This is a genomic window from Candidatus Hodarchaeum mangrovi (assembly GCF_975850365.1).
In genome coordinates, this window is the sequence record NZ_CDLCQJ010000036.1 from 1 (window position 1) to 26,993 (window position 26,993).

24 protein-coding genes and 1 pseudogene are annotated in these 26,993 nt (G+C 33.4%); 13 read left to right on the forward strand and 12 right to left on the reverse strand.

The window, feature by feature from the left end; translation table 11 throughout:
* From ACWVCY_RS04185 to ACWVCY_RS04210, 6 genes are all read left to right on the forward strand, one after another.
* Positions 1-245: histone (locus ACWVCY_RS04185; RefSeq protein WP_455140523.1), on the forward strand; the 245-nt coding region annotated here is incomplete at its 5' end.
* A 403-nt stretch (positions 246-648) separates the two neighbouring features.
* Positions 649-2,301, forward strand: a complete 1,653-nt coding sequence (thsB, locus tag ACWVCY_RS04190) for a thermosome subunit beta (RefSeq protein WP_455140525.1) — start codon at positions 649-651, stop codon at positions 2,299-2,301.
* A 12-nt stretch (positions 2,302-2,313) separates the two neighbouring features.
* Complete coding sequence (gene thsA / locus ACWVCY_RS04195; RefSeq protein ID WP_455140527.1) at positions 2,314-3,942, forward strand: thermosome subunit alpha; 1,629 nt, start codon at positions 2,314-2,316, stop codon at positions 3,940-3,942.
* 223 nt (positions 3,943-4,165) lie between these two features.
* Positions 4,166-4,492, forward strand: coding sequence for a DNA-directed RNA polymerase subunit K (locus ACWVCY_RS04200; protein WP_455140529.1), 327 nt, complete (start codon positions 4,166-4,168; stop codon positions 4,490-4,492).
* Between the two features lie 430 nt (positions 4,493-4,922).
* Positions 4,923-5,327, forward strand: coding sequence for a hypothetical protein (locus ACWVCY_RS04205; protein ID WP_455140530.1), 405 nt, complete (start codon positions 4,923-4,925; stop codon positions 5,325-5,327).
* A gap of 2 nt (positions 5,328-5,329) precedes the next feature.
* Entirely contained in the window at positions 5,330-5,629 is a 300-nt protein-coding gene (locus ACWVCY_RS04210; protein ID WP_455140532.1) for a hypothetical protein, read from the forward strand.
* Between the two features lie 79 nt (positions 5,630-5,708).
* Here ACWVCY_RS04210 and ACWVCY_RS04215 read toward each other — a convergent pair whose 3' ends face one another.
* The gene (locus ACWVCY_RS04215; RefSeq protein ID WP_455140533.1) at positions 5,709-5,924 is read right to left on the reverse strand and encodes a 30S ribosomal protein S17e; all 216 of its coding nucleotides are present in this window, start codon (positions 5,922-5,924) and stop codon (positions 5,709-5,711) included.
* 372 nt (positions 5,925-6,296) lie between these two features.
* On the opposite strand from ACWVCY_RS04215, the gene ACWVCY_RS04220 reads away from it, so the two are divergent.
* From ACWVCY_RS04220 to ACWVCY_RS04230, 3 genes are all read left to right on the forward strand, one after another.
* Entirely contained in the window at positions 6,297-7,028 is a 732-nt protein-coding gene (locus tag ACWVCY_RS04220) for an ATPase domain-containing protein (RefSeq protein ID WP_455140535.1), read from the forward strand.
* A 172-nt stretch (positions 7,029-7,200) separates the two neighbouring features.
* Positions 7,201-7,815: a YkgJ family cysteine cluster protein gene (locus tag ACWVCY_RS04225; RefSeq protein ID WP_455140536.1), complete on the forward strand. Its 615-nt coding sequence runs from the start codon at positions 7,201-7,203 to the stop codon at positions 7,813-7,815.
* A gap of 75 nt (positions 7,816-7,890) precedes the next feature.
* Positions 7,891-9,540 carry an FAD-binding oxidoreductase gene (locus ACWVCY_RS04230; protein WP_455140538.1) on the forward strand — a complete coding sequence of 550 codons (1,650 nt, stop codon included), beginning with the start codon at positions 7,891-7,893 and terminating at the stop codon, positions 9,538-9,540.
* A 1-nt stretch (position 9,541) separates the two neighbouring features.
* On the opposite strand, the gene ACWVCY_RS04235 is transcribed toward ACWVCY_RS04230, so the two are convergent.
* Both ACWVCY_RS04235 and ACWVCY_RS04240 read right to left on the reverse strand, forming a co-directional pair.
* A complete protein-coding gene (locus ACWVCY_RS04235) occupies positions 9,542-11,182 on the reverse strand; it encodes a glycerol-3-phosphate dehydrogenase/oxidase (RefSeq protein WP_455140539.1) in 1,641 nt (546 codons plus the stop codon).
* Positions 11,183-11,210: 28 nt separating this feature from the next.
* Positions 11,211-11,954, reverse strand: coding sequence for a TatD family hydrolase (locus ACWVCY_RS04240; protein ID WP_455140540.1), 744 nt, complete (start codon positions 11,952-11,954; stop codon positions 11,211-11,213).
* A gap of 146 nt (positions 11,955-12,100) precedes the next feature.
* Here ACWVCY_RS04240 and ACWVCY_RS04245 point away from each other — a divergent pair, with 146 nt between their 5' ends.
* Both ACWVCY_RS04245 and ACWVCY_RS04250 read left to right on the forward strand, forming a co-directional pair.
* Complete coding sequence (locus tag ACWVCY_RS04245; RefSeq protein ID WP_455140542.1) at positions 12,101-13,300, forward strand: serine hydroxymethyltransferase; 1,200 nt, start codon at positions 12,101-12,103, stop codon at positions 13,298-13,300.
* A gap of 120 nt (positions 13,301-13,420) precedes the next feature.
* Positions 13,421-14,431: a hypothetical protein gene (locus ACWVCY_RS04250; RefSeq protein WP_455140543.1), complete on the forward strand. Its 1,011-nt coding sequence runs from the start codon at positions 13,421-13,423 to the stop codon at positions 14,429-14,431.
* Between the two features lie 19 nt (positions 14,432-14,450).
* Here ACWVCY_RS04250 and ACWVCY_RS04255 read toward each other — a convergent pair whose 3' ends face one another.
* Together ACWVCY_RS04255 and ACWVCY_RS04260 are read right to left on the reverse strand one after the other, a co-directional pair.
* A complete protein-coding gene (locus tag ACWVCY_RS04255; protein ID WP_455140544.1) occupies positions 14,451-15,035 on the reverse strand; it encodes a YfbR-like 5'-deoxynucleotidase in 585 nt (194 codons plus the stop codon).
* Positions 15,036-15,093: 58 nt separating this feature from the next.
* A complete protein-coding gene (locus tag ACWVCY_RS04260; protein ID WP_455140546.1) occupies positions 15,094-15,384 on the reverse strand; it encodes a hypothetical protein in 291 nt (96 codons plus the stop codon).
* A gap of 251 nt (positions 15,385-15,635) precedes the next feature.
* Here ACWVCY_RS04260 and ACWVCY_RS04265 point away from each other — a divergent pair.
* Positions 15,636-16,346, forward strand: a pseudogene (locus ACWVCY_RS04265) (DUF554 domain-containing protein).
* Between the two features lie 14 nt (positions 16,347-16,360).
* On the opposite strand, the gene ACWVCY_RS04270 reads toward ACWVCY_RS04265, so the two are convergent.
* From ACWVCY_RS04270 to ACWVCY_RS04280, 3 genes are all read right to left on the reverse strand, one after another.
* Positions 16,361-18,865 carry a lipopolysaccharide biosynthesis protein gene (locus ACWVCY_RS04270; RefSeq protein WP_455140548.1) on the reverse strand — a complete coding sequence of 835 codons (2,505 nt, stop codon included), beginning with the start codon at positions 18,863-18,865 and terminating at the stop codon, positions 16,361-16,363.
* Between the two features lie 247 nt (positions 18,866-19,112).
* Positions 19,113-19,985: a geranylgeranylglycerol-phosphate geranylgeranyltransferase gene (locus ACWVCY_RS04275; RefSeq protein ID WP_455140550.1), complete on the reverse strand. Its 873-nt coding sequence runs from the start codon at positions 19,983-19,985 to the stop codon at positions 19,113-19,115.
* A 137-nt stretch (positions 19,986-20,122) separates the two neighbouring features.
* Complete coding sequence (locus ACWVCY_RS04280) at positions 20,123-21,016, reverse strand: SPFH domain-containing protein (RefSeq protein WP_455140551.1); 894 nt, start codon at positions 21,014-21,016, stop codon at positions 20,123-20,125.
* A gap of 166 nt (positions 21,017-21,182) precedes the next feature.
* On the opposite strand from ACWVCY_RS04280, the gene ACWVCY_RS04285 reads away from it, so the two are divergent.
* The gene (locus ACWVCY_RS04285) at positions 21,183-21,590 is read left to right on the forward strand and encodes a cyclophilin-like family protein (protein ID WP_455140553.1); all 408 of its coding nucleotides are present in this window, start codon (positions 21,183-21,185) and stop codon (positions 21,588-21,590) included.
* A 17-nt stretch (positions 21,591-21,607) separates the two neighbouring features.
* Here ACWVCY_RS04285 and ACWVCY_RS04290 read toward each other — a convergent pair whose 3' ends face one another.
* The 4 genes from ACWVCY_RS04290 to leuS all read right to left on the reverse strand — a co-directional run bounded on the left by ACWVCY_RS04290 (position 21,608) and on the right by leuS (position 26,955).
* Positions 21,608-22,342: a metallophosphoesterase family protein gene (locus ACWVCY_RS04290; protein WP_455140555.1), complete on the reverse strand. Its 735-nt coding sequence runs from the start codon at positions 22,340-22,342 to the stop codon at positions 21,608-21,610.
* 116 nt (positions 22,343-22,458) lie between these two features.
* Entirely contained in the window at positions 22,459-23,121 is a 663-nt protein-coding gene (locus tag ACWVCY_RS04295) for a hypothetical protein (protein WP_455140556.1), read from the reverse strand.
* Between the two features lie 11 nt (positions 23,122-23,132).
* Complete coding sequence (locus tag ACWVCY_RS04300; RefSeq protein ID WP_455140558.1) at positions 23,133-23,786, reverse strand: proteasome subunit beta; 654 nt, start codon at positions 23,784-23,786, stop codon at positions 23,133-23,135.
* Positions 23,787-23,988: 202 nt separating this feature from the next.
* On the reverse strand, positions 23,989-26,955 hold the full coding sequence (leuS, locus tag ACWVCY_RS04305; protein WP_455140560.1) for a leucine--tRNA ligase: 2,967 nt from the start codon (positions 26,953-26,955) through the stop codon (positions 23,989-23,991).
* Between the last annotated feature and the right edge of the window lie 38 nt (positions 26,956-26,993).

Consider the following 26,993-nt stretch of genomic DNA (forward strand, 5'->3'; position numbering starts at 1 on the left):
TCGAAATCCAGAACAATCACTTATACGGAGAAAAGGTGAAAAAAATGGCATTTGCTTCTGCAAGAATTGAAAAAATAATTCGTGACGCGGGTGCTCGTAGAGTTTCCGCTGGTGCAATTGACAGATTAAATGAAGTCGTTAGTGACTATGGTATGGGTATCGCAAAATATGCGGTTGAAATCGCCCGTCATTCTGGACGAAAAACTGTCAAAGAATCTGATGTTAAGCTAGCAGCTTCTAAATAGCTGTAGGCTCATCATTTTCCTTTTTTTTTATTTTTACTTTTAAATAAAAATCTTTTTGACCACCTATCACCCTAATTTTTTAATGTTAACTATGTAAAAGTAATTAGAACTATATTTTTAATTTTTAAGGCAAAAAATCATAATAAATGGGATTTGGAGGTATTTCCCGAATTAATAGCTATTAATATTTAGTAATTCGTTTTCTTTTATGAAATATATTTCAAGGAGATTGTCCGGAAGCAATCAACATATTTAAGAAATACTTTCAAAATAAATTTTCATGCTATTAGATCACCCCGAATCTCAATAAAAATATCTACTTGGTGATCTTACACCTAAACGAACCCATTTTTTATCATTGTGGAATAAATATCGTATATAAAGAAAAAACAAGGTGAATACTATGCAATTAGGTGGACAACCTGTAATTATCCTTAGGGAAGGCACAGAACGCACTCGTGGTCGTGATGCTCAGCGAAATAACATTCAAGCTGCTATTGCTGTTGCTGACGCTGTACGAAGTGCATTAGGCCCCCGCGGGATGGATAAACTTTTAGTTGATTCTCTAGGAGATGTGGTCATCACTAATGATGGAGCCACTATTCTAGATGAAATTGATGTACAACACCCTGCAGCTAAGATGCTTGTGCAAGTTGCTAAGGTTCAAGATCAGGAAGTCGGTGATGGAACAACTACTTCCGTGATTGTTGCTGGTGAACTATTAAAAAAGGCTGAAAAACTTCTAGATCAAAAAATTCATCCAACAGTTATTGTTAGTGGTTTTAAATTAGCATCGGACAAAGCTGGCGAAATTTTAAAGAAGATTGCAAATAAAATCGATCCAGAAGACGAAAAGCACTTAATCGCTGTTGCTCAAACTTCATTAAACTCTAAATCTACTGGTAGTGCTAAAAATATTTTAGCAGAAATAGCTGTTAAAGCAGCAAAGAGTGTCATAGAAGAGGGCAAAGTTGATCTTGATCTGATTTCAGTGACACAAAAACAAGGTAAAGCCTTACAAAACTCTGAACTGATTAAAGGTGTTGTTGTCGATAAAGAAGTAGTAAATAGTCGAATGCCCAATTCTCTTGAAAATCCAAAAATCGCTCTACTCGATATTGCTCTAGAAATCAAAAAAACTGAATTTGATGCCAAGATCAGAATCAGTGACGCTAGTATGATGGACGCATTTCTTGATCAAGAACAGAATATGATTAAAAATATGACTAACAAAATAAAAGACTCAGGTGCAACTGTAATATTCTGTCAAAAAGGAATTGACGATCTAGCTCAACATTTTCTTGCCAAAGATAGAATTATGGCAGCTCGTCGTGTTAAGAAATCTGACATGGAAAAATTAGCGAAAGCAACTGGTGCAAAGATTGTTAATAACATTAAAGATCTAAGTGCAGAAGATCTAGGTACTTCTGGAATCGTAGAAGAAGTCCAGATAGGAGACGAGAAACTTATATATGTTAAGGAATGCCCAAACCCTAAATCAGTATCTATTGTTCTTCGCGGAGGAACTAAATATGTAACTGATGAAGCTGAAAGAGCCTTACACGATGCTTTATGTGTTGTAAGAGATGTACTTGAAGATGGATGGGCAGTTGCAGGTGCAGGAAGCCCTGAAATTGAACTCCACAAAGGCTTAAAGGCTTATGCTGGAAAAATAAAGGGTCGTGAACAAATGGCTGTCGACGCGTTTGCTGATGCAGTCGAAATCATTCCCAAAACACTTGCTGAAAATGCTGGTTTGGATGCTATTAATATCCTTGTTGAACTAAGAGCAGCACACGATAAAGGAGAAAAAAATGCTGGAATTGATGTAATTTCTGGCAAAACCGTTGATGCCTTTGAAGAAGGAATTATTGAGCCCTTAAGAGTAAAAAGACAGGCTCTCCTTTCCGCTAATGAAGCAGCTCAACTCATCCTTCGAATAGATGATGTAATCGCTTCAAAGAGTATGGGTGAAGCCCCTCCAGGAATGCCTCCAGGTGGAATGGGTGGAATGGGCGGAATGGGCGGAATGGGCGGAATGCCCCCAATGATGTAGGAGGAGATAAAAATGACATTACAAGGAACCCCAATTTTTATATTAAAAGAAGATACTCAACGTACAACTGGTAAAGATGCAACAAGTAGTAATATTGCTGCAGCTAGAGTTATTTCTGAAGCTATTCGATCAGCTTTAGGACCAAAAGGCATGGATAAAATGCTCGTTGATAACTTTGGTGATGTGGTTATAACAAATGATGGTGCCACTATTCTTAAAGAAATTGACATTCAACATCCAATTGGAAAAATGATGGTTGAATTAAGTAAAATTCAAGATCAGGAAGTTGGTGATGGAACAACCACTGTCGTCATTCTTGCAGGTGAATTTTTACAACAAGCAGCTGAATTGATTAGTAGTGACAAAATCCATCCTACTCTAATAGTTGAAGGGTACCGTGTTGCTACTGAAAAAGCATTAGAATATTTAAATGAGATAGCTCATGATGTAGCTGTTGATGATGAAAAACTCCTCAAAATGGTAGTACAGACGTCAATGGGATCCAAAATTGTAGCTTCTCACAGTGATCATCTATCAAAGATCGTAATCGACGCTGTTAAAAGTATTGATAGCGGTAAAAGAAAAATTGACATTGAAGATATTAAGGTTGAGAAAAAAGAGGGCGAAGATATAACATCAACAAGAATGATAAGGGGAATTGTCTTAGATAAAGAAGTTGTTCATCCAGGAATGCCTAAAAAGCTAAAGGATCCAAAAATTGCCCTTATCGCTGAAGCTTTCGAAATTTCAAAAACAGAATTCGATTCTGAACTCAGTATCACTGATCCATCAAAAATCCAGGAATTTCTCGATCGTGAATCAGACATGATCAAAAAAATGGTAGATAAAGTAATTGAATCAGGTGCTAATGTTGTAATTGCCCAAAAAGGGATTGAAGATATTGCTCAACATTTACTAGCAAAGAAGGGCATAATGGGTATACGCCGTGTCAAAAAATCAGATATGGAAAAATTGGCTAAAGCAACTGGTGCAAAAATAGTTGATAACATACAAGACCTTTCATCAGATGATTTAGGAACCGCAGGAAAAGTATATGAGACTTCTGTTGGTGATGATGACATGGTTTTTGTGGAAGATTGTCCTTTAGCTAAATCAGTAACTATATTAATTCGGGGTGGAACTGAATTAGTTGTTGATGAAGCAGAACGGTCAATACATGATGCAATTTGCGTTGTTCGAAACGTTCTAGAGGATAAAAAAGTTGTACCAGGTGGTGGCGCTCCTGAAGCGTATGTCAGTCGAAAGCTGATGAAATTTTCTGAGTCTCTTGTTGGTCGCGAACAATTAGCTGTCCAAGCTTTTGCAAAAGCTTTAGAAGTTATTCCAAGAACTTTAGCAGAAAACGCTGGTCTGGATCCAATCGATATAATTGTAGCACTCCGAAGTGCTCATGAAAGTGGAAGTTCAGCTACTGGAATCGATGTTTTCAAAGGTAAAGTACGCGAAATGATCGATGTCATAGAACCCTTACGAGTTAAAACTCATGCCATAACAGCAGCTAGTGAAAATGCTCAGATGATATTAAGAATTGATGACATCATTGCCGCAAAAGCTGGCGGTGGACCAGGTGCTGGACCTCCTGGTGGACCAGGCGGAGAAGGTATGGACGATATGGATTAGAGGTGTAACCTCTATTCTTTTCATTTTTTTTTTTAGCTTTCCTTCTCAAATACGCAAAGTAAACAAATTTTACTCTAGAAAAATCTTCTATTCGAGATAAGCTTTCTATCATTATCTGGCAAAAAGACTCATAAATCTCCTTCAAATTCATCCAAACCTGTTCAGCAGAGCATTTGTTATTCTAATTTTTTTTCAATGGATCTTTGGGACTGGTTAACATTTGGTGAAACGGAAGGAAATTCATAAAATTGATATTGGGCCTAAAATGCTCACTAGATTCGAATATGCACGAATTTTAGGCGCAAGAGCACTTCAGATCTCAATGGGAGCACCAGTCTTAGGTGATCTTTCTGCTACAGAGGAAAAATCAATAAGTATTGAGGAGGAACAGGGAGATCCATTATTAATTGCAGAAGATGAATTGAGAAGAGATGTGCTTCCAATCCTTATTCTTCGTACCCTACCAAATGGAAAATCTCAAACGATTCCTCTCGATTGGTTAGAAAAACCATGGGAAGGACGTAAAGAAGCACTCATGGCAAATAAATAAATTTTTAAACGCTAAAAAAGCATCCTCATTTTTGTTATTGATTTTGATTATAATCCCCAAATTTTTTGTTGATCAGATCCGATTAATACCAATAAAATCTCCTCAAAGTAAAAGTTTTTTATAAAGCTTCAAGATGTAACACATGGAGGAATAAAACATCCCAAACAATAAAGATAGAGAAAACCATTTCAAAGAATTAGGAAAGAAGCTTAAACGAATAGAGGATGAAGTAAATCAAGAAGCTAAATCAACCTTAGCAAAAGGAGTTGAAAAAATATCAAGCCCTCGCTTTCTCCCAGAGGATTTTTCTAATTATCTTTTATCATTAAAACAACATTCTAATTTACCTGAATCAATATTACCTTCATCTTTATTTAAAAGACCCACATTCCGAGGAAAAGAAGACTTTTTCTCTCGTCTAGCTTCTGAATTGATTGTTTTTGGTTTATCCTATCAACGAGTTTATTTAAGAGCTACTCATCTTTCAGAAATAGCTCATTCTTTTCATAAACATAGACCATGGTGGCATTGTGACATTCAAGACATAGAAAAATCTTTAAAACTACTGGTCGACGAAAAAATCGTTATAAAAACTCCAAATGGCCTTTTATTTGAACCTTTAACCCTTTCAGAAGATATTCAAGAATTTTTAAAGATTATTTCAATTCATATATCTCCCAATGGTGAGGTTTCCTTTGAAAAAATTTATTCTAGCACTATTTGGTCAAGGGATAAGATCCACAACTTACTCAAAATTTTAGAATCATATAATTTATGTATTATTGATCATAAAGAGAAAAAATTATACCTACCAGACTATTTTAAAGAGGTCTAATATTGTCTTTTCTTCAGTCTCCGAGAATTTTTCAGTTCTTCGATGATAGACTGTTGATATCATGGGATCTTGGACAACCATCTAATAGTCCTCCCCTTTTTGATATCAAAATAAAACTTCAAGCAAATCCTCCTGTAATCTTTATTCCACCTCAATCTGATATGATTGAGATTTCAGAGATAAATAAGAACCAGATAATAATCAATTGGGTTATTAAAAAACCGCAGATGAAAACAATTATCAAATTATTACTAACATGTAATTCATTCGATGATGAACAGGAATTAATATATTCCCCATAAAGTAGAAATAAAATTTCGTATAAGAAATCGCTTCTGATTGAATGAAGCGAATATTTAACATCCTAATACTTATTAGGATTTAGATTTCTAGCCCTTCTTCCCTTATCTTCTTTAATTTCAATTGATGAGTGACATAGCCTGCTATTCTATTCCTAAAGGATTTTGAATGGATTATAGCAACTTTAGAGACAATATCTTTATTATGCTCGAAAGAATCTGGTGATAATTTTGCACCATACTCCTTAATAATTTCTCGGGAAATTATTTTAACAGAAGCAGTTCTTACTTTTCCCATTGTGTATCTACCTTATATTTTTTCAGTTAAAAGGCAAAAGATTCCTATTGTAAGGTTTTTTGAATAATTTTTTAAATCTTTCAACCTTCTAGTTGATAAATAATTGTAGCAATGATTCTGCCTAAAAATCTTTGATCTATTCAATAATCCATAATTTGAGAGTAAAGGATTTCATCTAAAAAAAATTAATAGTATTAGAAACTAGAGATAGATAATGCTTCTAAATACAAATTCTATTTACTAAATGTCATAATCACACAAATTGTACTTGCGTAATTGCTTAATAACTACTTAATTCTGAAATATTCTTTTATATTTATCATGGTGAGGAAAGATTTAAACCACATATTATAGAATGCTTCTTGATTAATAATGAATACTATTCGGTCAGGGATTCCAGGATTAGATTCACTATTTGAAGGTGGAGGATTTCCTAAAGGAAGACAAATACTCGTTACAGGACCTCCTGGAAGTGGAAAAACTGTTTTTGGACTGCAATTTCTCATTAATGGAGCTTTAAATTTTAATGACCCGGGTATTTTTGTAAGCTTTGATGATCTCCCAAGACATATTCGAACAGACATGAAATCATTTGGGTGGAATATTGAACAGCTTGAAAAGGAATTTGATCCACCGCTATTAACTCTTGTAGATGGATTTTCTGCTCGTGTAGGTTTAACTACTAATGAAAAATTCACAATAAGGGCAAATTTAGATAGTTTGTTAATGGTTTTAAATGAAATATTAGAAGAAACTGGTGCAACACGAGTGTGTATTGATTCATTATCGACCCTCTCAACAATAGTTAAAGATCCAGTGCAGGTTCGCAAAGAAATTCTAACTATGGGGGCAATTTTAGGAGAACAAGGCTGCACTACAATGCTAACATCTGAAAGTTCTGAATCTGGAGTTGAAGAATATTCTGCTCAAGGATTAATTCGATTAAGTTACGATGAACTTCCAACAGGAGAATTTCGTAGATTGATTTTAGTACAAAAGATGCGTGGATTTGAGCACGACTTTTCTTGGAAGGAATTTAAAATTACTAAAGATGGAGTAAAAATATTTCCAGAACGTACAATAGGGCGAGGTAATCTAAGATGAATAGCGATATCCCTACAGGAATATTAATCAAAATTGAAACAATCAAGGAAAGATGTGGTAATTGCCTAAGACCATTCGTAATGGAAACATACCTTGATACAGTAACAGAAAAAAGGTCTCGAATTATCAGATGTGAATATTGTAAATATAAGGTCCCCCAGGAAGAAGATTATTGAATTTTATTGAAACTATTCATGGAAGATTTAAATGTCAACAAAGTGGCCATTGTTGCACAAGCTCCAAAATCTTGGTCACACTTACTTATTTGGATATTTTCAATTTATTTGTTTATCTCGACAGTGATTTCGAACAATTATTACGAAAAATTACGTTTTATAAGGTTAAACAAAATTATAATTCAAATTTTATTAAACAATTAGTTTTAAGCCCTGTAAATACTTCAGATGGGATTATTCTCCCTGGATTGAAAAAACTAGATAATGAAGTTTGTATATTTTATCACAAACCTAGTTGTTCAATTTATTCCAGGAGACCTCTTGCTTGTCAAAATTATCCTTTTGCTTTCATTGAAGAAGAAGATTTTATATTATCTATTTGGGCAAAAAATGCAGAAAAGACATGTCCAGGTATAGGAAAAGGCAATAAGATCAATAAATCATCGCTACAAAAATCAGCTCTTACATATCACAGAATAATTGGTGAGCATAATCGTGTTGTGGAAAATATCAATATAGAGGCTGAAACTGGGCGAGCTTTAACAGCAAGAGAATCACTACTCATTTTATTAACATATGCTCAAAAATCAAATAATTCTCCACCTAGTTGAAAAAACATTTAGAATCCTTGTACTTTAATACTTACTTGTTATTCACAGTTCCCATATTAACATGTGGGGGTAATAATGAAAAAATTATCAAAGATTTCTAAGTGGGGAGATAGAGACTCTCCCCATATTAAATTAACTCCAGCTGTATTATCGTATTTTTCTAAACGTCTTCTTCTGAGTAAAGATTTAGAACTGAAAGATTTTGGTTCAAAATTTGACAGTAACTCTATTGATCATATTTCTCCACCTTTTGAAGAAATTTATAACCGTTTTATTAATGAACTAGGCATTGAAAGTGTTTCAAAAGATATTTGGGTCCGATTAAAGAATTCTTTTGGGCAAGCTTACCTAGAAAATCTTAGAGTAAGATTAGGCCTTCCAGTTGCAGTAGTAGAGCTAGTATTGTTTCCTACTGATCACAAAGACGTTTTAAAGATCATAAACATTGCTAATGAATATCAGATTCCAATTAATACTGTAGCGGGTGGAACCTCTGTAACACTTGGAATTGAACCTTCTCCTAAAACCATTGCAGTTAATATTTCAAAGATGGATCGAATTATTACCATAAATCGGAATTCATTCTATGTAACAGCACAGACTGGAATTTCAGGGCCTCTCTTAGAAAGACTATTAAATAAGGAAGGATTTACGTTGGGTCATTTTCCACAATCATTTGAATATAGTAATTTAGGTGGATGGATTGCTACAAGGGGTGCAGGACAGAATTCCACATTGTATGGTAAAATAGAAGATATGATTCTCGGATTAAAAATGGTTACTGGATCTGGTAAAACCCTTCAAATAAAGCCCTCTCCAGCTAGAGCTACCGGTCCTGATATAAATCAACTTATAGTTGGTTCAGAAGGAGCTTTTGGCATAATAACCGAGTCAACACTTCGTATATGGAAGATGCCACGATCAATAAAGTATGGAACTTTTTTCTTTCGAAGTTTTGAGGACGGATTAAACGCATATCGTGAAATTTTACAACGAGGATATAAACCAGCTATTATGCGTCTTTCTGATCCAGAGGAAACCATTGATAATATTATTCTTTCTAGTCTAATGAAAGAACCCCCAAAAGAATCATTTCTTCAGGAACTAGCCTTTAAATTTCTGAATCTGAGAGGTTATTCAGAAGAAAATCGGTGTTTAGGAATCATGACATTTGAAGGAGATCCCATATTGGTAAATTCAACAAAGCAAATTTCAAAAAATATAATAGGAAAACATGGAGGTTTTTATCTTGGAGAAGGCCCTGCGAAATCGTGGTTTAAGACCCGCTATGAAACCCCTTTCCTTCGTGATCCTTTAATCGATCGTGGAGTTTTATTAGACACATTTGAAACTTGTGCAACTTGGGATAAGGTGTATAATCTTTATCTCGAAATTAGAAAACGATTAAAACCAGATTATCCAATATTATGGTCTCATGTAAGCCATGTTTATGCAAATGGAGCTAATCTCTATTTCACTATATTTGCAAATCAACAAAAAGATCAAGAAATAAATCAGTTTTACTCTCTAAGGAAAATTATTTTAGATACAATTCAAGAATATGGTGGAATCCTGAGTCATCATCATGGAATTGGTAGATCTTTTAAAAATTGGTTGTTTAACGAAATTGGAGAACAAGGAATAAATATTCTAGAGAACTTAAAATCTACCTTAGACCCTAATCGAATTATGAACTTGGGAGTATTGAATTTAGAAAAGAAATAATCTAGGATGTGGGTTTAAATACTAAACTTTCATGATAATTTTTTATTTCATTTGCTATTTTCTCTGGTGTCCAGTCCATATATTTACCCATAAATTGTGCTAAATCTTCAACGCAGTCCAATCCTTGATTTTCTGAGAGTTGAATTTGTGTTCGTCTTAGCATTACATCATTCAGAGTAACTACTTTTTCATTTTTTATCATATATACTACTTCTGCAAAGATATAAGGTCTAGATCCTGAGATCCGCTTCTTTAACTCTGGATTGGTCTCTGAAATCTCACAAATTGACTTATAATGCTTCCCATAGGTAGTTAAATGTTCAGCTACATCATCTGGAAAATTGTATCTATAAATCATTTCTTCTTTTATCAAAGTCTTCCAACTATTCCATTGAGAACGTGTTATTGCTTGCCAACCATATAATGGCATTTTATCAGAGATACACTTTGTTGTTAAACTTAATTCCTTTGAAACTTTGTCTACTATCTCCTTAGCCATAGATCGATATGTTGTGTACTTACCCCCAGCAATAGCGAAGGTATTAGCTTTAACAGAAAAGATTTCGTGTTTTCGTGAAGTATCTGATTCCGATTTCGCATTTGGTGATAAGACTAATGGTCTTACCCCTGAATAAGCACTTAAAATATTTTCTCTCTTCAAAATTCCTGGAAAAATGAAATTGATAGCTTCAATTAAATATTCTATCTCCTCATTTAGAACAGGAACATAATCTAGGTCCTCTGAATATTCTGTATCAGTTGTACCAATGAGTAAATTATCACCAAATGGAACTAAGAATATTATCCTTCCATCTTTTACAGGTACAACTACAGCAAAATCTTGATCGTAAAATTTTTCAGTTATTATATGTATTCCCTTAGAAGGAAGAATTCGTATAGGAGTCTTAGGATTTAATTGTCTGATTATTTTATCAGTCCAATGACCACAGGCTAAAATAATATATTTAGCAGCAATTTTTATTTTTTTACCTGATATTCTATCTACAGCAACAACTGTTTCGATTTTTTCATCTATTCCTACCTGATATTCCTCAGCTAAACAATAATTTAAAATATAAGCTCCATATTCTTCTGCAGAAAGAATTACATCTAATGTTAATCTTGCATCATCCATCTGTCCATCCCCGTATAACGCAGCTCCCTGAAAATTTTCACTCCTAAGCGATTTGGGTAATACCTCTCGTGATTTTTCTTCTCCTAATATCTGGTGGAAAGTATAGTTTTTAAATCCAGCTAAAAAATCATAAAGCCATACAGCTAATCTTATTTTATTCTTAGGTGTTTTTGTGTCTGAATGTAACGGAATTAAGAATTTTAAAGGTCTTGTTAGGTGTGGAGCCATTTCTAATAATTTTTTCCGTTCTTTTGAGGCTTCAAATACTAAACGGAATTCTTTCTGAGCAAGATAACGTAAACCTGCGTGTACTAGCTTTGAAGATCCACTGCTTGTTCCAGATCCAAAATCACCTTTCTCAATTAATGCTACTTTAAGTTTTCTAAGAGCTGCATCTCTTGCTATTCCTGCTCCTGTAATTCCACCACCTATTATTAAAATATCGAATTTTTCGTTTTCTAGCTTCTTAACCACTTCATCACGGTACTTTAAACTCTTTTCAGACACTTTCTTCACCAAAGATAATTATAAAATGTCAGATTTTGAAAAATTTTTTAGCGTTACGTGTAGTAACCAATTCGACCTCTTCAAAAGTTGTGTCTTTTAATAAACTAACTTCTTGAATTGCATATCTAATATTTGCTGGTTCATTAGATCTCCCTTTAAATGGGCTTAGAAAGGGAGTATCGGTTTCTACTACAATAAAATCTAATGGAGTAATTCTCGTAATCTTTCGATGCTTCTTTCTGTTTTTGACTGCAGTAGGTACTGAGATAAGCCATCCAAGATCAATTACCTGCTTTGCTTGATCAATTGTTCCCGCAAAACAATGCATTAAGACTGGTACTTCAGCTTTCTTTGCTAAGATCGAAATACACTCTTCTTCAGCTTTTCTTGAATGAATAACAAGGGGTAGTTTCATTTCATTCCCAAAATTGATGAATTTTGAAAAAGCATTTTTTTCTTGTTCTCTCCATTCCCTTTCTTGTATCCAATGGTAGTCTAAACCAATTTCGCCAATTGCAACCAAGGATTTAATCTTTCTTATTGCTTCAATGGATTCATTATCATCTAGAGATTTAATTTTCTGAGGAGCAAAACCATAAGTGCTATAAACAAATGATTTAAAGGTTTCTGCAAGTTCTCTTGAATAATTATAGTGCTTTGGTTCAATAGCAGAATTAATTATTGCCGTTAGACCAGAATTTTGGGCATTAATTACCAACTGTTCGACATCATTGACAAAATCAGGGAGAAGATGAGCATGGGAATCAATCATAAAGGTTAACCTCTAGATAAAGCCTAAAGATACATATTTTATTTTATTTTAAAATTAATATTTGTTGTAGGCATCAGAGGATTTATTATTCGATGATCCTCAACTAGATGATGTAAATTTGTATACTGAATAAGGTGATTTTAAACTTGGATATTTTTAATTTATTAAAAAAACATGAAAATATTCGTTCGTCCTCCTTAAATATGATTGCATCTGAAAATTGTCTAAGTCCAAATGTAAAATATGCTTTAAGTGTTGAAAATTCCCGGTATCATGCGAAATTTTATGCAGGGACTGAGGTTTTTTTAGAAATTTATGAAAAAACTATTAGTTTAGCAAAGGATCTGTTTAGTTGTTCCTCAGCTCATATTTCTCCTCTTTCAGGTAATATGGCTCTTTTAGCTATAATTTTTACTTTTTCAAATCCAGGTGACCAAATCGCAATTCTCCCGTTTTTCCCTGGAGGAGGATACCCTCTCAATTTGGAAATTTTTAATCGAAAAAGGATAGATATTCCATATAACATAGATCATTTTAATATTAATATCGCTAAAACTAGAGAAATGATAAGAAACTTAAAACCTTCTTTAGTTATTTTGGGAGCATCTTTAATTCTATTTCCACAACCTGTTGCCGAGATCGCAGAGGAGATTCATAAATATGGTGGAGTGGTCATATATGATGCTTCGCATGTTCTTGGATTAATTGCAGGTAGAGAATTTCAAGATCCTCTTAGAGAAGGAGCAGATATTTTATTAGGATCAACTCACAAATCATTTCCAGGTCCTCAAGGAGGTATTATTTTATCAAATGATTTCCAAAACGATCAATTAGAACGATTAATTGGTATAGATCCCCTAGAAGGAATAGGTCTTGTTGATAATATCCACAATTCTCGAATAGCCGCTTTAGGTATATCATTTGGAGAATTTAAAGAATATGGGAGGGATTATGCTACTCAAGTAGTCAAGAACTCTAAAAAATTAGCAAACTCTCTCTATGAAAATCACATCCCTCTATTTGGAGAAAAATTAGGTTTTACCGAGTCTCACCAAGTATTATTGAAAATTCAAGATTCACTAGAAGGAGAATATCTTAGAGATTGCCTATATAGGTATAAAATCGTAACTGATGGATTATTAAGATTTGGAACTGCTGAATTGACTCATCGGGGATTTAAAGAACAAGATATGTTGGATCTTGGGTTCATAATTGCCAAAATCGTCAATTTAATACGAAAAAAAGGAAAAATTTCTCTTCATGAAGAAGGGAATATCAATTTAGAAGTTGGAAAACTTCGAAACCGATTATCCAATAGTAAAGCTTACTTTCAAGGAAAGCCTTAAGTTTTATAAATTTAAGTGCAAATCTTAAACCATAAATAGGTATTTTTCCTAATATTAAAATACCGCAAACAACCAAATCAGAGAATTAAGAGATGAATAACGATAGGACGATGATTTTCAATGGATGAATCAGAACTTCGGGCTCTTATTCAAAATTATGCGATTCAAGTACGCTTAGAACAAGGTGAGGCTACACTTACATCTGTACTAAAACTGGCAATTACAGATAATCCTGACTTGAAAAATATAGTCAGATCTTCAATGGCAATTGTGAAAGAAGAGATTGAAAAAGCAAATGAATTAGATGAAGATGATCTTTCTGAAATTTCTGAAGAAGAATTAGGAGGAGATGAATCGACAGAGTACGAAATGTTAGAAAATCAAGTTGTCAGTAGACTTACTACCAATGATATGTTAAAAGATAATATTAAAGCGATAATTATTTACGGTTCATATGCAAAGCGATTACATGTTGTTGGTGAAAGTGATATTAATTTTGTGGTGGTTTTACGATCAGATATCCTAAATGAGGAGGAGGCTATTGAGTCAATCAATTCAATTGCAGAGGAAATTATAACTCCTGAAGTTGCTCACATTTTTGATTTAATGATTTTAAAGGAAGATGATCTCCCACAACTCGAAAAATTCGGATCCGTCTTTACTCATATTCATGCGCTTTATGCAAAAGATGGTGAGGTTAAATATGGTGAAAATGTTTTCACAAAACTTGAAATTACGGAAGAGCAATTAAAAGAATCGGCAAGGGTATTGATTGCGGATGCAATTGCATCATTTGATGAAATAATTAGCGCTGCCAAAGAAGAAGATCTACCTGATGGAGAATTGGAGTATTTAATAGGAGGTTCTGTAATCGACATTGCATTTGCACTCTCGTGTTATGAAGTTGGATTCAATTCAGTGCAAATGGATTTAGTTAAACCAGATATTCATGAAGAAATTCGAGAAATATTTGGAGAAAAATCACCTTTTTCGAAATTTTATACAATGCTAGAACAGGCACACGCATTTAAATTAGGAATAAAGTTGCCAGATTCTAATAATTTTTTTGATGTTAGCATAGAATTTATTAAAGAGGTTGTTGAGTACACACAATTAAAAGAAGATGAATAAAAAAAGCTAGGTAATAACATTAGTCATGAGGCTCATCATATAATTCCCTTATTGAAGGAAATTGCTTTTCATAACCTTTCAACTTGGAAAGTGTTTTTTTTGTAAATTTCTTGTATTGAGACTCTACTATCCAATTTCGATTAAAATATTCGACTGCTTGAAAATAGAGATCAAGTAAATCTGCAGCTTTAGCAATGTGATATTCCTCACTCTTTCGATCCTTCATTAGCTTATATATTGAATTCTGGACAGATTTAGGTATATCTTCAATTAAGTTATCTATTGCTGACTCATTTATTTTTGTAACAATATTTCCCCATAAACTACTATCAACAAGATTTTCTAAACTCTTGTCCATATCAAAGTATTGAGACTCCTGAAAATCATGAAAAAGTGCAATACAAACTGCCTTTTCAACATTTAATAACGAAAAATTATTTCTTTTTCTAAATTCATTCTCTAATTGTACTAAAATGTATGATATAACTGCTGAGGACCAAGAATGATCAGCAAGCGACTCAATGGAACTTAATGGAACTCCCGCCCGAATCCAACCCTGTCTTAATAGCTGCTTCATCAAATGAAGGTTATTTCTAAAGCTCAAATATTTTCACTTAGTTTACTCAAAAAAGGGTCATTTTAAGAGCTATCATGTCTTCAGATTAAGCTCTAGTATAAACCTTTAAACGTTTAGAAGAATGTTCCTGTTTCAGAATTTTCTTTTCTGTTAGATCGTCAAGTAAACGTTTTGCAACTGAAACCCGAATGTCTCGTTTTGAGGCAATTTCTTGAGGAGTTACAAGAATAGATTTTTTCTTAGAATATTCTTTAATTAATTCATTCAAAATTTCTTCATATTCTTTACCAACAGGTAGTAAACGTTCGTAACTACTATATTCAAAAATTTTTCCCCATCTTCTTTTCTTTCGTACTTTTTTATCTATTACACTCATAATTGGTGCCTTCAGTAACCCTTTCTTGCTCATCTGAAGCATAAAAATTAATCCTTATGATCTTTTCGTGGATACTTGATAGAGAAGGAGTTTCGAATCACTAATTTACCAAATATTAAAAGGAATAATTAGAGGATATAAGGAATCTAAATCTTTTTCAAAGTTTTTTTAGCTCTCCTTATAGATTTATTTTAGGTATTAATTACTTAAAAAATATTAATTTTTTGGATAAAAACCAAGGAAGAAGTCAAATGTTTGGAACATTGATTAATTGTATTACGGTCGTTTTTGGAACCCTTGGTGGTCTTTTAATTGGTAAATACTTCTCTGAAGAGATGAAGAGTATTACAATCAAAGGTATAGGATTGATAACAATTGTACTGGGAATTTAAATGTGTATATCTCCCGAACAAGGTTTGGGAGCAAAAGAATTTCTAATTACAATTTTTTCACTCGTATTAGGTGGAATTTCAGGGGTGATTGTTAATATTGAAGGGAATCTAAATAAGCATGGTGAACGGTTAAAAGCAAAAGCTAAAAGGAGTGAAACGAAATTTGTGGAAGGCTTTTTAATAGCTTCTATAATATTTGAAACAGGTCCTATGGCAATTTTAGGATCAATCAATGATGGTCTTACTCAAGACCTTACCTTACTACTTATCAAGTCGACTTTAGATGGAATCATGGTGTTAGTTCTTGCCACTTCATATGGAATTGGCGTCATATTTAGTATTATTATAGTATTAGTTTATCAGGGAACTATTACAATTCTTGCTATGTTTTTAGGAGCAAATTTATCTATCGTAATAATTGATATGATATATATAGTTGGAGGGATTTTAATATTAGGTTTAGGCTTTAGAATCTCAGAAATACAAGACATTCCTATTGTCAACATGATTCCCGCAATTTTATGGGTTATCCCTTTTACATTATTATTTGTAATCCTAAATATACTTTAAATTCAAGGAAAATTTTAAATTACAAGCTCTTCTTTCTCTTTTGTTAAGCTATGTGCTTCCTGCATGGCACTTTCGAAAATCGTAATTGGGAATCTATTGTGTAATGGAGAGACTCTCGCCCCTACTCTTGATGTTTTATAAAGTAAGATTGCTGGAAAACGGAGTCCTTTAGCCATTTTTGCTGCACGGTGGAATTCAGTAAGTGAATTATCATCAAACCCTCCTAATAATCCATATATGAAGCTAAATAGATAAATTCCTCCAATGATTCCGATAAGAAGAATTATTACCGAAGTTAGAATATCACCTTGCCATATAATGTTAAATAAGGAATCTAACAGTAAAAAAATTAGTATTCCACTTAATATCGGAGCGATAAAACCTTGATAAACAACATCACGCCATGGAAAACGGAAGAATTCTGAACGACGTATTCCCCACCACATAAATATATCTTTAATTATTAAGGCTGGAATATAAGCAAACATTACAGCAATCATTGGACTACCAAAGGTTTTACTAAATAAAGTCCAATTTGGAATAAAGAGAAGCAATAAAACACCTCTGATTCCTTGTTCTATTATCCAAGAAATTGCTGCCCATCCAGGACGATCTGATCCTGCAAACATCCAATCTCCAAGCCAAGATAAATATCCAAATCCATGAAATATGAGTAACCACGGAATTAAAATAGCTGCCCCAATCCATTCAGAACCTGCTCCACCTAAAATAAATTTAGGTCCAATTGTTAGTAATGCTGCAACAAAGAAAAAATCAAAAAACGCGGACCACTTTAAAGAACTAGCAGCATAGTATTGTGTAAGTTTTTTTCTCCCTGCATGAAATGATTCAGAAACTCCGCCTAGGATGGATTGAGCAAATAAACCTACCAGCATAACAATTAATGCAAAAGACCAAGCTATTGAAAAAAAGCCTTGTTGTTCTGTATAATTTGGTAAAAATGCTGATAATAAAAATACTTGCCAAAACCAGCCTAAAGGAGGTAATAAATTTCCTATTGCCCATTTTGATCCAAATTTAAGAGTTATTTTTATCTCTTCAAAAGTGAAATCTACTCGAAATATACTTTTAACGGAAAAACCTAAGCGTTTGAAGAAACATAACCCCACTAGAAATCCAGTCCACATTACAACGTAATTCCCCATGCTGTAACCAATTGCTCCTGCTAAAGAGTCACCATAAATGATATTAGGACCTAATACTAATCGGAAGATAATTATAACTAAGTATTGAATTGTAATGTTAAATACTCCATATAATAAAAGATTTAAAATCTGATAATAGTCTAATCGATTCATGCCTTGAAAAATTAGTATGAATACAATAAAGAATGCTGGCCACTGAAAAAATGCATGAGTAACAAAGACCCAAGACATGTGTGCAAGAAAAGTTCTGGGGAAAATAATAGACCCAAGGAATGAGATCAAGAATAACTGAATAATACCTGAAACTAATTGAAACCAAATGAAAATCTGAATAAAACGTATTGAATATTGAGGCCTTTTAACGCGATGTTCTGCAAAAAACTTCACTAATGCCGTACTAGTTCCTAAATCAAATAGTAACCAGAGGGCCTCAAAAAAGTGGAGAGTAAAATCATAAAATCCTGCTGCTTGGGGAGAAGGTAAAATTAGTAAGGGAAAAACCAAGGCACTCATTATAACATTTGGTAACAGTATAAGAATTCCAATGAAGAATTGAACCATAAAACCTCCCAATGGCCGATGCATACCTATATCTTCCCAGTCTTGGTCTTTTTCGATTTGTTTGGCTAATTCTTGGAGATCTCTTTCATTTATTGGGTTTTTACGAGCATAGTTCTTAGCATACTGATACCCTCCAACAGTGACAATAGTTATAAGAAGAACAGAGAGCCCAAGAAAGATAGATTCTGGAAGGTGGGGAACTGGAGAATAGGGCCAATCAGCATAATTCATTGGAGATTGATTTGTAGAGATCTCTAAAAGGAGAAATAGAAAATAATTAAAATAGGGCCATTGAACAAACTCAGAATTCAGCTGTTCATTTGGCCAAATATTAACCATGAGATGTTTATCATTATTATTTGAGCTGATTAAAGGTAGATTTGGATTTATACTATCTGAAGAGGTTTCTACCAAAATTGTTCCAAGTAGAGCTATATTAGAATAATTTGTGATTACTGGAATTGAATTCCACTGTATTTGTTTTAATAAAGGATGGGAAAGAGCACCTTTTTTCACAACTGGGAGAGCTGGATTATTAATTATTGTCCCAATTGGTGTTGATGCTAATCCTAATTCTACTAAGCAAGTACCATTATTTGCTAAGGTTGGTCCAGTAAAAATGATCAATCCTCCCTCATATGATGTTAAAATAGAGCTATTAAAAATAAAATCAATTAAAATTATAACATCAAAAATTTCTAAGTTAGAAGGTAATGTATTCCGTGTTTCGATAAAATATTTTGGATCTAAACTGAATCGTTCCTTTAATTTTCCATCATTGGAAGTTGTCATAAATAAAACCGATGTGGGGGAATTAGCAGTGGTTAGAGGAACATTATTAATTTTAAATAAGGCCAGGATAAAAAATAATATGATCAAACAACGATAAAATCGTTTCATCTGATAATTTATCTCCATTTAACTAAAGAATAAGGAAAAACTATTATTTATCCTCACTTACAAATATATTTCTAGATCTATAAGAAGCTGAAATAATTCAAAAAGTAAAATAAAATCAAGGTAAGGAAGGAAATATTGCTTAATTAAGTAAAATCTTCGTTAATCCCTCTAAAATGAATCCAAGAATTCCTACAACCATACAGGATTTTAATATCCGTTTAGTAATTGTCGCATTTTTGATTATTTCCTCATCAGTTTGCTTTAATAAGAGGAAAATTGCATAACAAACTGCTAAAAATATTATTATTAGAGCTCCAAGGAAAAAAGGGGTTTTATAATAACCTAATATGACTGGGATTGGGACTAATAATACTAAGGATAGAATTATTATAATTCCTATATTCCTTGCAGGTTTTACACCATATCGTAAAGCAAGGGATTGAACATTTTCTAATTTATCTCCACGAACATCTTCTATATCCTTTATAATCTCCCTTCCCAATATCAATAGAAAAGCAAATAGAGCAGGATAAATCAAAGTCTCATAACTTTCAGTAATTATCCCTCCAAAAATGAACGGGATTGCGGTTAAAATACTGACTAACAAGTTACCTACAAACCCTGTTCGTTTGAAATATGCAGCATAAAGAAATAGGAGAAAAGCTCCTATACTTGCTATAATACAGGCTAAAATATCTATAACTAAAGCAGTTAGTATGCCTATCACATAGAGAATAAGTGCATAGATCATAGCTTGCTTTGGTGTTATTAATCCAGAAGGAATTGCACGATGTGGCATATTAATCTTATCGATTTCCACATCATATGCATCATTAATTGCATATCCTCCAGCAGCAATAAAAGCTGTAGTTAAATATCCTAAAAAGATATTTATAATTTGTATCTCGGTTAAAGGATTTGAAATTGCTGCAATTGCTCCAATTAAAACAGCAAATCCAGAATAAAATGAATTCAATGGTCTACTAATCAGATAATAGCCTTTAAGAGACATAGATGTCAGCTCTATAGAAAATAAGTGTAAAGATCATTTGTAGGTCACATTATTTTAACCTTTGGTCACCATTCTTTACTTTTTAATACCCTGCCCCAAAAAAAAAGAGGATAAGCAGAAAAAAAATAGAGATAAGATTATGATTCTTTCTCTACTTCTTCTTCTTTTTTCTTAAATGGTATGGGTTTTACTCCATATACCCCGAAAGGAGAAATTGGACCACTTCCGCCTTCACCCAACTTTTGCATTCCTGCATAACTGAACCCAGCTGTAGGAATATTAGCGGGAATCAGCATTATAGTAGCTCCACCTTCTGTAGCTGCTTCAAACAATAAGTTAATCCATCTAAGTTCCATGGCAATAGGAGAAGTTGCATATTGTTCAGCTGCTTCAATCATTCCTTTAGCTGCCTCCTTTTCAGCTTGTGCGAGAGTTATTCGAGCACGACGTTCTCTTTCAGCCTCAGCTTGTCGTGAAATCGCCTCCTGTAACCGACCAGGGATCACAACATCGCGGATTTCTACTGAGATTATCTTTATTCCCCAATGTTCAGTTTTCTCATCTACAATTTCAGCTAAATGAGCTGCAATTTTCTCTCTTTCAGCTAATAATTCATCAAGCTCAACTTGTCCTGTCACTTCGCGTAACGTAGTTTGTGCTACCCATTGAGTAGCAGATACATAATGTTCAACTTCTAAAATTGTTTTTTCAACGTCAATAACTTTGAAAAATAAAACTGCATCAATTGTAACAGGGACATTATCCTTGGTTAGACTTTGTTCTGATCGAAAGGAGTATGTTTGAATTCTTGTTGTCACAATATTAGGTATTCGATCTATTCCAGGTAAGATCCAAAATAAACCCGGTCCTTTCAAACCTGTATACCGTCCAAGTCGTAAAACAGGAGCTCTTTCCCATTCTTTTACTATTCTAAACCCACTGAGTACATATATTAGAACCAACAAACCACCAAAAAAGAGTAAAAACAATGTTATGGTATTCAACGGTTCAGGTAATTGTGTTAAACTCATATTAATCAAACCTAAATTTATTCATTTGTAAACAATCTAATTTTTTACCTATATATATCTGGTTAAAAACTAGTGTGTAGTGGAAACTATTAATGATTAAATAAAATATTACACAAATGATTTTTATTAATAAATTGATATCTTTCTTAACATTGAGATTTGTAGTATGTCTAATCAAGAATTTATTTTAGAATTCTCTATTTTAGGCAATTCAGATATTGGAAAAGTTGTATTCAAAAAACACTTGGCTCCAAAAACCTATGCATTATTGGAATTTCGTTTAAGAAATCCAATTCAATCCCGAGTTGTCGTTCGAGACGATGAAGTAAGTATTCCTTTTAAAATAGGTCGAGCTGGCCCAGAGAATACAGTGAAATATGTTAATCAAGGGGATGTAGCATATTGGACACAAAGTCAAGTGTTAATCATATTTATCAAATCAAAAGAGGTAGAATATCCAGTCAATCCAATTGGACAAGTGGAGAATTTAACTTTCTTTAATCAATTAAAAATTGGAAGTTCTATTAAGTTAGAGATGGTAAAAGATCCGATAGATGAGATTAAATATTTGTAACCCCTTATATTTTCATCTTATTGACCAAAAAATAATCGTTCAGCCAATCTTATAGGTAATCCAACTTGTTGTATCTCACGTGCAATTTCCCTAATGTCGTACTCTGCACGAATCCAATCTAATTTAATATTTGAATTTAAATCAATCTCAAGAATTCCTGCTGAAGCACGAGGATCATTATCTCGGGGTTGTCCAACACTTCCTGGATTGAATATTACTTTTTTTGATTTCTCGCTTTGATATATAAAAGGAATATGTGTATGACCAGCTATAAGAATATGATTTACACCAATCATGTCTAATAGTTCTTCTTTTCTTGTTTGGGAGTCTTCAGGATATATATAATCATTAATATAATCTTTAGGAGATGCATGAGTTAAATAAAGTTGCACTCCCTTTTCATTTATCTCTAAAAACTCGTTTTTAGCTAGAATAGACAAAAATGTTTTAGAATATGTAGTTAATTCATCAAAAGTCCATAGTACTGCTTCAATGGCCCACTTCTTAAATCCTGTGGCATTTCCTGTGGCACAAGCTATGTCATGATTACCTATTACCATTGCATCGAAGGTTTCAGCGATTTTTATAAGCTCATTTGGGTAAGGCCCATATCCGACAATGTCACCTAAACAAAGCACGTGATCAATATTTGAACCATATTTTTCTGTAACTTTATCTTGAATGGAATTATAAGCTGGAAGATTACTATGTAAATCTGCAAGTAATAAAATTCGTATCGGACGATGAGCCATCTACTTCCAGCTCTTTAATGTTTGAACTATAGTAAATAAGTTAATATAAATCTTCTCTTATGTTTAATCTCAGAAAGATTTATTTCTTAAATGAAAAAAAAGGGAAAAGAAGTGTTTTATTCTACTGTTAAAATTCGAATTTCTAAATCTTTTTCAGTAAGGGTCTCCTTTTTCCCAAGAGCAGAAGAAACAGTCTGAAGAATTAATTTTTTGGCATTTTCTATTGGAAGACCTACTTTATATTCTTTCCTTAGTGATTCAATGACTCGTTCATTTCCACTTCCCGCAGCATATGCATTTACTGCAAAATAGGATCCTCCGTTATCAACAAAAAATAGTTCAGCATCATTCGTTACGGGATTAAATCCAGCTAAAAGTAAAGCTGTTCCAAAAGGACGAAGTCCTCCTTGAATTGTGTGACGTGCCATTAAATCTCCTAAACGTTGAGCTAATGCTCGAACTGATATTTTTTCACCATAAATTAATCTATGTTGTTGTGCTAGAATTCTTGACTGCCCAATTAAGAGATTAGAGTCAGTTGAAAGACCTGAGGCAACTAAGAATAACTTTTCATCAATTTCTTGGATTTTATCTGGTCGAACAACTAATGGGTCATATAGGGTTTCTCCAGCTAATAAAATAGTCTTTTTGTCAATAATCATACCAACCGCAGCTGCTCCTCTTTCGGACGCTTTTCGAGCATATGATAATTGGACTAATTCCCCATCGGGGGACCACATCGCAGCACTTTTATCATAAGGAGCTCTAGAATCATACATTTTTATTAACCTCACAAATCAATCTTAATTTCTTCAACTTCAGGAGTTTTAATGCTGTAAATTAGTCCGTCAATACCATTTCCTGTCGCACTATCACGACCAATAGCAACCTTCAAGGCAGATATGGCTAATTCTTTAGCTTTTTCCCGAGGGAGATTTTCTTTCCAGCTGTTTTCTAATAGACCCATTGCTAGGTATGTTCCTGATCCAATCGCGAAATAATCCTCAGTAGAAACAGATCCATCTGGTCCTAATGTATAAACATGAGCTCCTCTACGATCAACTCCAACAACTAATAATTGAACCCACCAAGGTTGGTATCGACGATACCCACCATGCATAATCGTAGAAAGCAGAGAAGAAGCAACTTTAATAGTTGGTGGAAAGTTGTTTTCAAGATGATAAAGACGAAGTTCGCTACGCATCAGATCGACTAAGGCTTGAGCATCACTGACTAAACCAGCGATTCCCATACCAGTATATTCATTTAATTTGTGAACCTTTTTTGCTTGTTTACTTGCAACAAAAGTTCCCATTGAGGCACGACGATCTGCGACGAGAATAACTCCATCAGAAAACTTTAGAGCAAGACCTGTCGTTCCTTTTAGACCTTGTATTTGGTTTTGATTGATATTGTCATAAAACGGGTTTGTAGGAAAATTCATAACATCCTTCTCCTTTAATTATGTTTTCTATTATATTAAGTCAAATTTTATATCTGTATAAATATTTTTAATGTTATATTATATTGACCAGCTTTCTAAAATATTATTTTAAAATACGAATTTTAATAATTAAACGACTAGGAAGGTTTAAAGCTTATATTCTATTTCGATTAGGATCATGAATTTTCCTAGTATTAAACTCTTAAAACTCGATATAGATTGCAGGTTTTAAGGGTTGAGCTCGGATAGCTTTATTGTGGAAGTCATCGACTTTCTCATCATCAGCAAGATAAACATAAATTGGGGACTCAAATAATGCCTCAAGATATTTAGAATATCCTCTAATAACTTCCATTTCCTTTTCAGACCCAATTACCTGTTGTCTGAATACTTTTACATCGCCTTTAGTCATTTTCAAATCTTTTGCTATTTCAGACATTCTGGAAGCATATTTTTTATCTTTTCTTAAATTACTCATTATTTTACCTATATCTAAAGCTCCTTCATCTACCATAGACCCTATCTGGTTATATAAATCATGTTTCCATTGTGAGGCTATATAGATAAAGATTTTATTAGGAGAACTGCGTTTAAGTTCTATAATTGATTTGATATCTTCAATCAAATTGCTCACGAATGAGATTTGATGACTTAGAATAGGCGCTTCATCTGAAATTTCTATTGATTCTATTACTCTAAGAGAACAAAATTCTTTATTTCCTAGTTTTTCATTCAACTCCTCACTTAGGTGCGGAATTACAGGAGATAACAATAGAATCCAATTATCAATAATTGATCTTAAGGCAGAATTTCTTTCGGCCTCATGTAATCCTATTGAAGCCTTAAGATAAAATTCCACTTCTTTTAACATTAAATGGAATGTGTGAGAGACATATCCACGTCCATCAAAGAATTCTAATTGTTTCATACCCTCTTTTAAGTGATGATTACATGCTGAAATAAATGAACGTGTCATAAAAGAAGCCTTAGACATATCAAATGTAATTTTCGATGTATTATCTAGTATCTCATTCGCTAAGGTCCAAAATTTTTTGATTCGTGATACTAATGTACTTATTCCTTCTTCTGTCCAATTTAAAACTGTATCTGAAGCTCCAGCTGAAACTAAGTACAAGCGAGTTACATCCACAGAATACCTTTTTGGCAGATGAGCTATTGGAATTACATTTCCAGCTGATTTAGACATTTTCTCTCCTTCTCTTATTAGGAGTTCATTTAAAGAGAAGATTTTAGGCCAATATTTCTCTGGGAATATTGCAACGTGATGAAAAATAGTAAATGACAAATGATTACCTATGTGAGCAATTGCTGTGTGGCGTAGGTCATTGGGATACCAATATCTGAAATCATCTTGCATTTCTTTCAGAATTTGCTCCTCAATTCTACTTTTTTTAGCTATATTAGATAAAGCACCTCTATTTAAGAAAATATAGTCAAATACCTCAGGAATCAATTGTTCAGGACTGATATTATGTTTTTTTATGTGGGGAATTACCAAATAAAAGGCCATATAAATAACACTGTCACTTAATGACTCAATAATCCAACCTTGGCCTTTTGTTAATGGAAATTCAGTACCTAAGCCTCTTTTCCGAACACATGGACGTCTATCTAACCACTCAAATGTACTCTCGAATGATCTTCTGTACTTCTCAGGAACTATTTTCATTTGATCCAAAGCTTTTTTAGCCAGTGATTTCCATTTTATATCACCGTAGTTCAAAAAATATTGATCAGGTAAAACTGCAACGATTATTTTTCCTCCTGATCTAGAAGTTGCTTTTCTTGATACTTCATAAAAGGAAGTGGCGTAACCTTCTTCCTTCAAAACTTCTGTTACTTTATCTTTAGCTATTTCTACTTTTAAACCAGCAAATTCATCAGTGAAGTCCATCATAACGCCATTATAGAATTCTGTCGAATAAATTTCTTGAGTTGCAGCTTCTAATTTTTTAATATCAGCTTGATTCATTATTCCCATTTTTTCTACGATTTCAACGGCTGGGAATTCTCCATAAGATTCAATTGCAATTAGCGCAATAGGTTTAATCGATTTTACTATTTTTTCTAATCCATTAAAAGGTTTTAGAGCACTAGAGTCTTGTTGTAAATCTCGTAAAGCAATATAATCATAAGGAGCATGAGCAGGAACTGAATAAACTACCCCTGTTGCATGGTCAGGATCAACAAAGGTGGCAGGCAGAATAGGTAAAGGTCTATCAGGAACCCGAGGGGCAAAAGCATTTTTCCCAATTAATGTAGAACCCAAAAATTCTTCTAATACTTTCGTTTTATGATTTTGGTGAGTTAATTTTTCAACAGCTTCTTTTGAAATAATCCATGTTTCCTTCTCATCTACCTTAACTCTACAGTATGTGGTTGTAGGATGTAACCATATATTTGTAGCTCCATATATTGTTTCGGGACGAAAAGTACCTGCTACTAGAAAATCCTCTTCAAATTTAAATTTTAAAGCAACAAACTCTTGAACTTCAACTTTATTTACATCTGCATCACGTATATCATCTTCTCCAACAGCGTTTTGCTCTCTTAAGCACCATAAAATGGGATATTCGCCTTGGACAATGTAATTTTTCTTAATTAAATGATTATATTGCCATTCAATAAATTTATTATACTCAGGGTCACCAGTGGTGAATTGTCTATGTATGTCTAATGAATAACCCATTGCCTTAAAATCATTGATTAATTTATCCGCAAAATACATCGCAACATTGAGGGGGTTTATAAAGGAATGGATAATTTGGTTAACTATCCCTTCATCAGATTCGTATATTCTTATGTAATCCTTGTATAATTCTATGGTCTCTTCATCGTTTGCTTCTATTTTTGCTGATACAGAAAGTACTGGAGTTCCAGTTATATGAAAAGCCATTGGCCATAAGGTGTTGAAACCTTGGATTCGTTTGAATCGGGTAAATACATCCCCGATTGTATAAGTACGAGCGTGACCAACATGGAGTGGTCCCGAGGCATATGGATAAGGTATTGTTACAAAGTATTTCTCTTTGTCGTGTTTTTTTACTCCTTTAAAAATATCTTTTTCAGCCCAGCGGGATTGCCATTTACTTTCAATTGCCCGTAATATCGCAAAAAATTCTTCAATAGATTGTTGTGACTCACTCACTGAAATTCACCGTATTTAACCTTAATATTTTACATTTT

Excerpts from the sequence above, each read along its gene's own strand:
- thsB (WP_455140525.1), top strand. The coding sequence starts at position 649 with ATGCAATTAGGTGGACAACCTGTAATTATCCTTAGGGAAGGCACAGAA.
- thsA (WP_455140527.1), top strand. The coding sequence starts at position 2,314 with ATGACATTACAAGGAACCCCAATTTTTATATTAAAAGAAGATACTCAA.
- ACWVCY_RS04215 (WP_455140533.1), bottom strand. The coding sequence starts at position 5,924 with ATGGGAAAAGTAAGAACTGCTTCTGTTAAAATAATTTCCCGAGAAATT.
- ACWVCY_RS04220 (WP_455140535.1), top strand. The coding sequence starts at position 6,297 with ATGAATACTATTCGGTCAGGGATTCCAGGATTAGATTCACTATTTGAA.
- ACWVCY_RS04230 (WP_455140538.1), top strand. The coding sequence starts at position 7,891 with ATGAAAAAATTATCAAAGATTTCTAAGTGGGGAGATAGAGACTCTCCC.
- ACWVCY_RS04240 (WP_455140540.1), bottom strand. The coding sequence starts at position 11,954 with ATGATTGATTCCCATGCTCATCTTCTCCCTGATTTTGTCAATGATGTC.
- ACWVCY_RS04250 (WP_455140543.1), top strand. The coding sequence starts at position 13,421 with ATGGATGAATCAGAACTTCGGGCTCTTATTCAAAATTATGCGATTCAA.
- ACWVCY_RS04260 (WP_455140546.1), bottom strand. The coding sequence starts at position 15,384 with ATGAGTGTAATAGATAAAAAAGTACGAAAGAAAAGAAGATGGGGAAAA.
- ACWVCY_RS04270 (WP_455140548.1), bottom strand. The coding sequence starts at position 18,865 with ATGACAACTTCCAATGATGGAAAATTAAAGGAACGATTCAGTTTAGAT.
- ACWVCY_RS04275 (WP_455140550.1), bottom strand. The coding sequence starts at position 19,985 with ATGTCTCTTAAAGGCTATTATCTGATTAGTAGACCATTGAATTCATTT.
- ACWVCY_RS04280 (WP_455140551.1), bottom strand. The coding sequence starts at position 21,016 with ATGAGTTTAACACAATTACCTGAACCGTTGAATACCATAACATTGTTT.
- ACWVCY_RS04285 (WP_455140553.1), top strand. The coding sequence starts at position 21,183 with ATGTCTAATCAAGAATTTATTTTAGAATTCTCTATTTTAGGCAATTCA.
- ACWVCY_RS04290 (WP_455140555.1), bottom strand. The coding sequence starts at position 22,342 with ATGGCTCATCGTCCGATACGAATTTTATTACTTGCAGATTTACATAGT.
- ACWVCY_RS04295 (WP_455140556.1), bottom strand. The coding sequence starts at position 23,121 with ATGTATGATTCTAGAGCTCCTTATGATAAAAGTGCTGCGATGTGGTCC.
- ACWVCY_RS04300 (WP_455140558.1), bottom strand. The coding sequence starts at position 23,786 with ATGAATTTTCCTACAAACCCGTTTTATGACAATATCAATCAAAACCAA.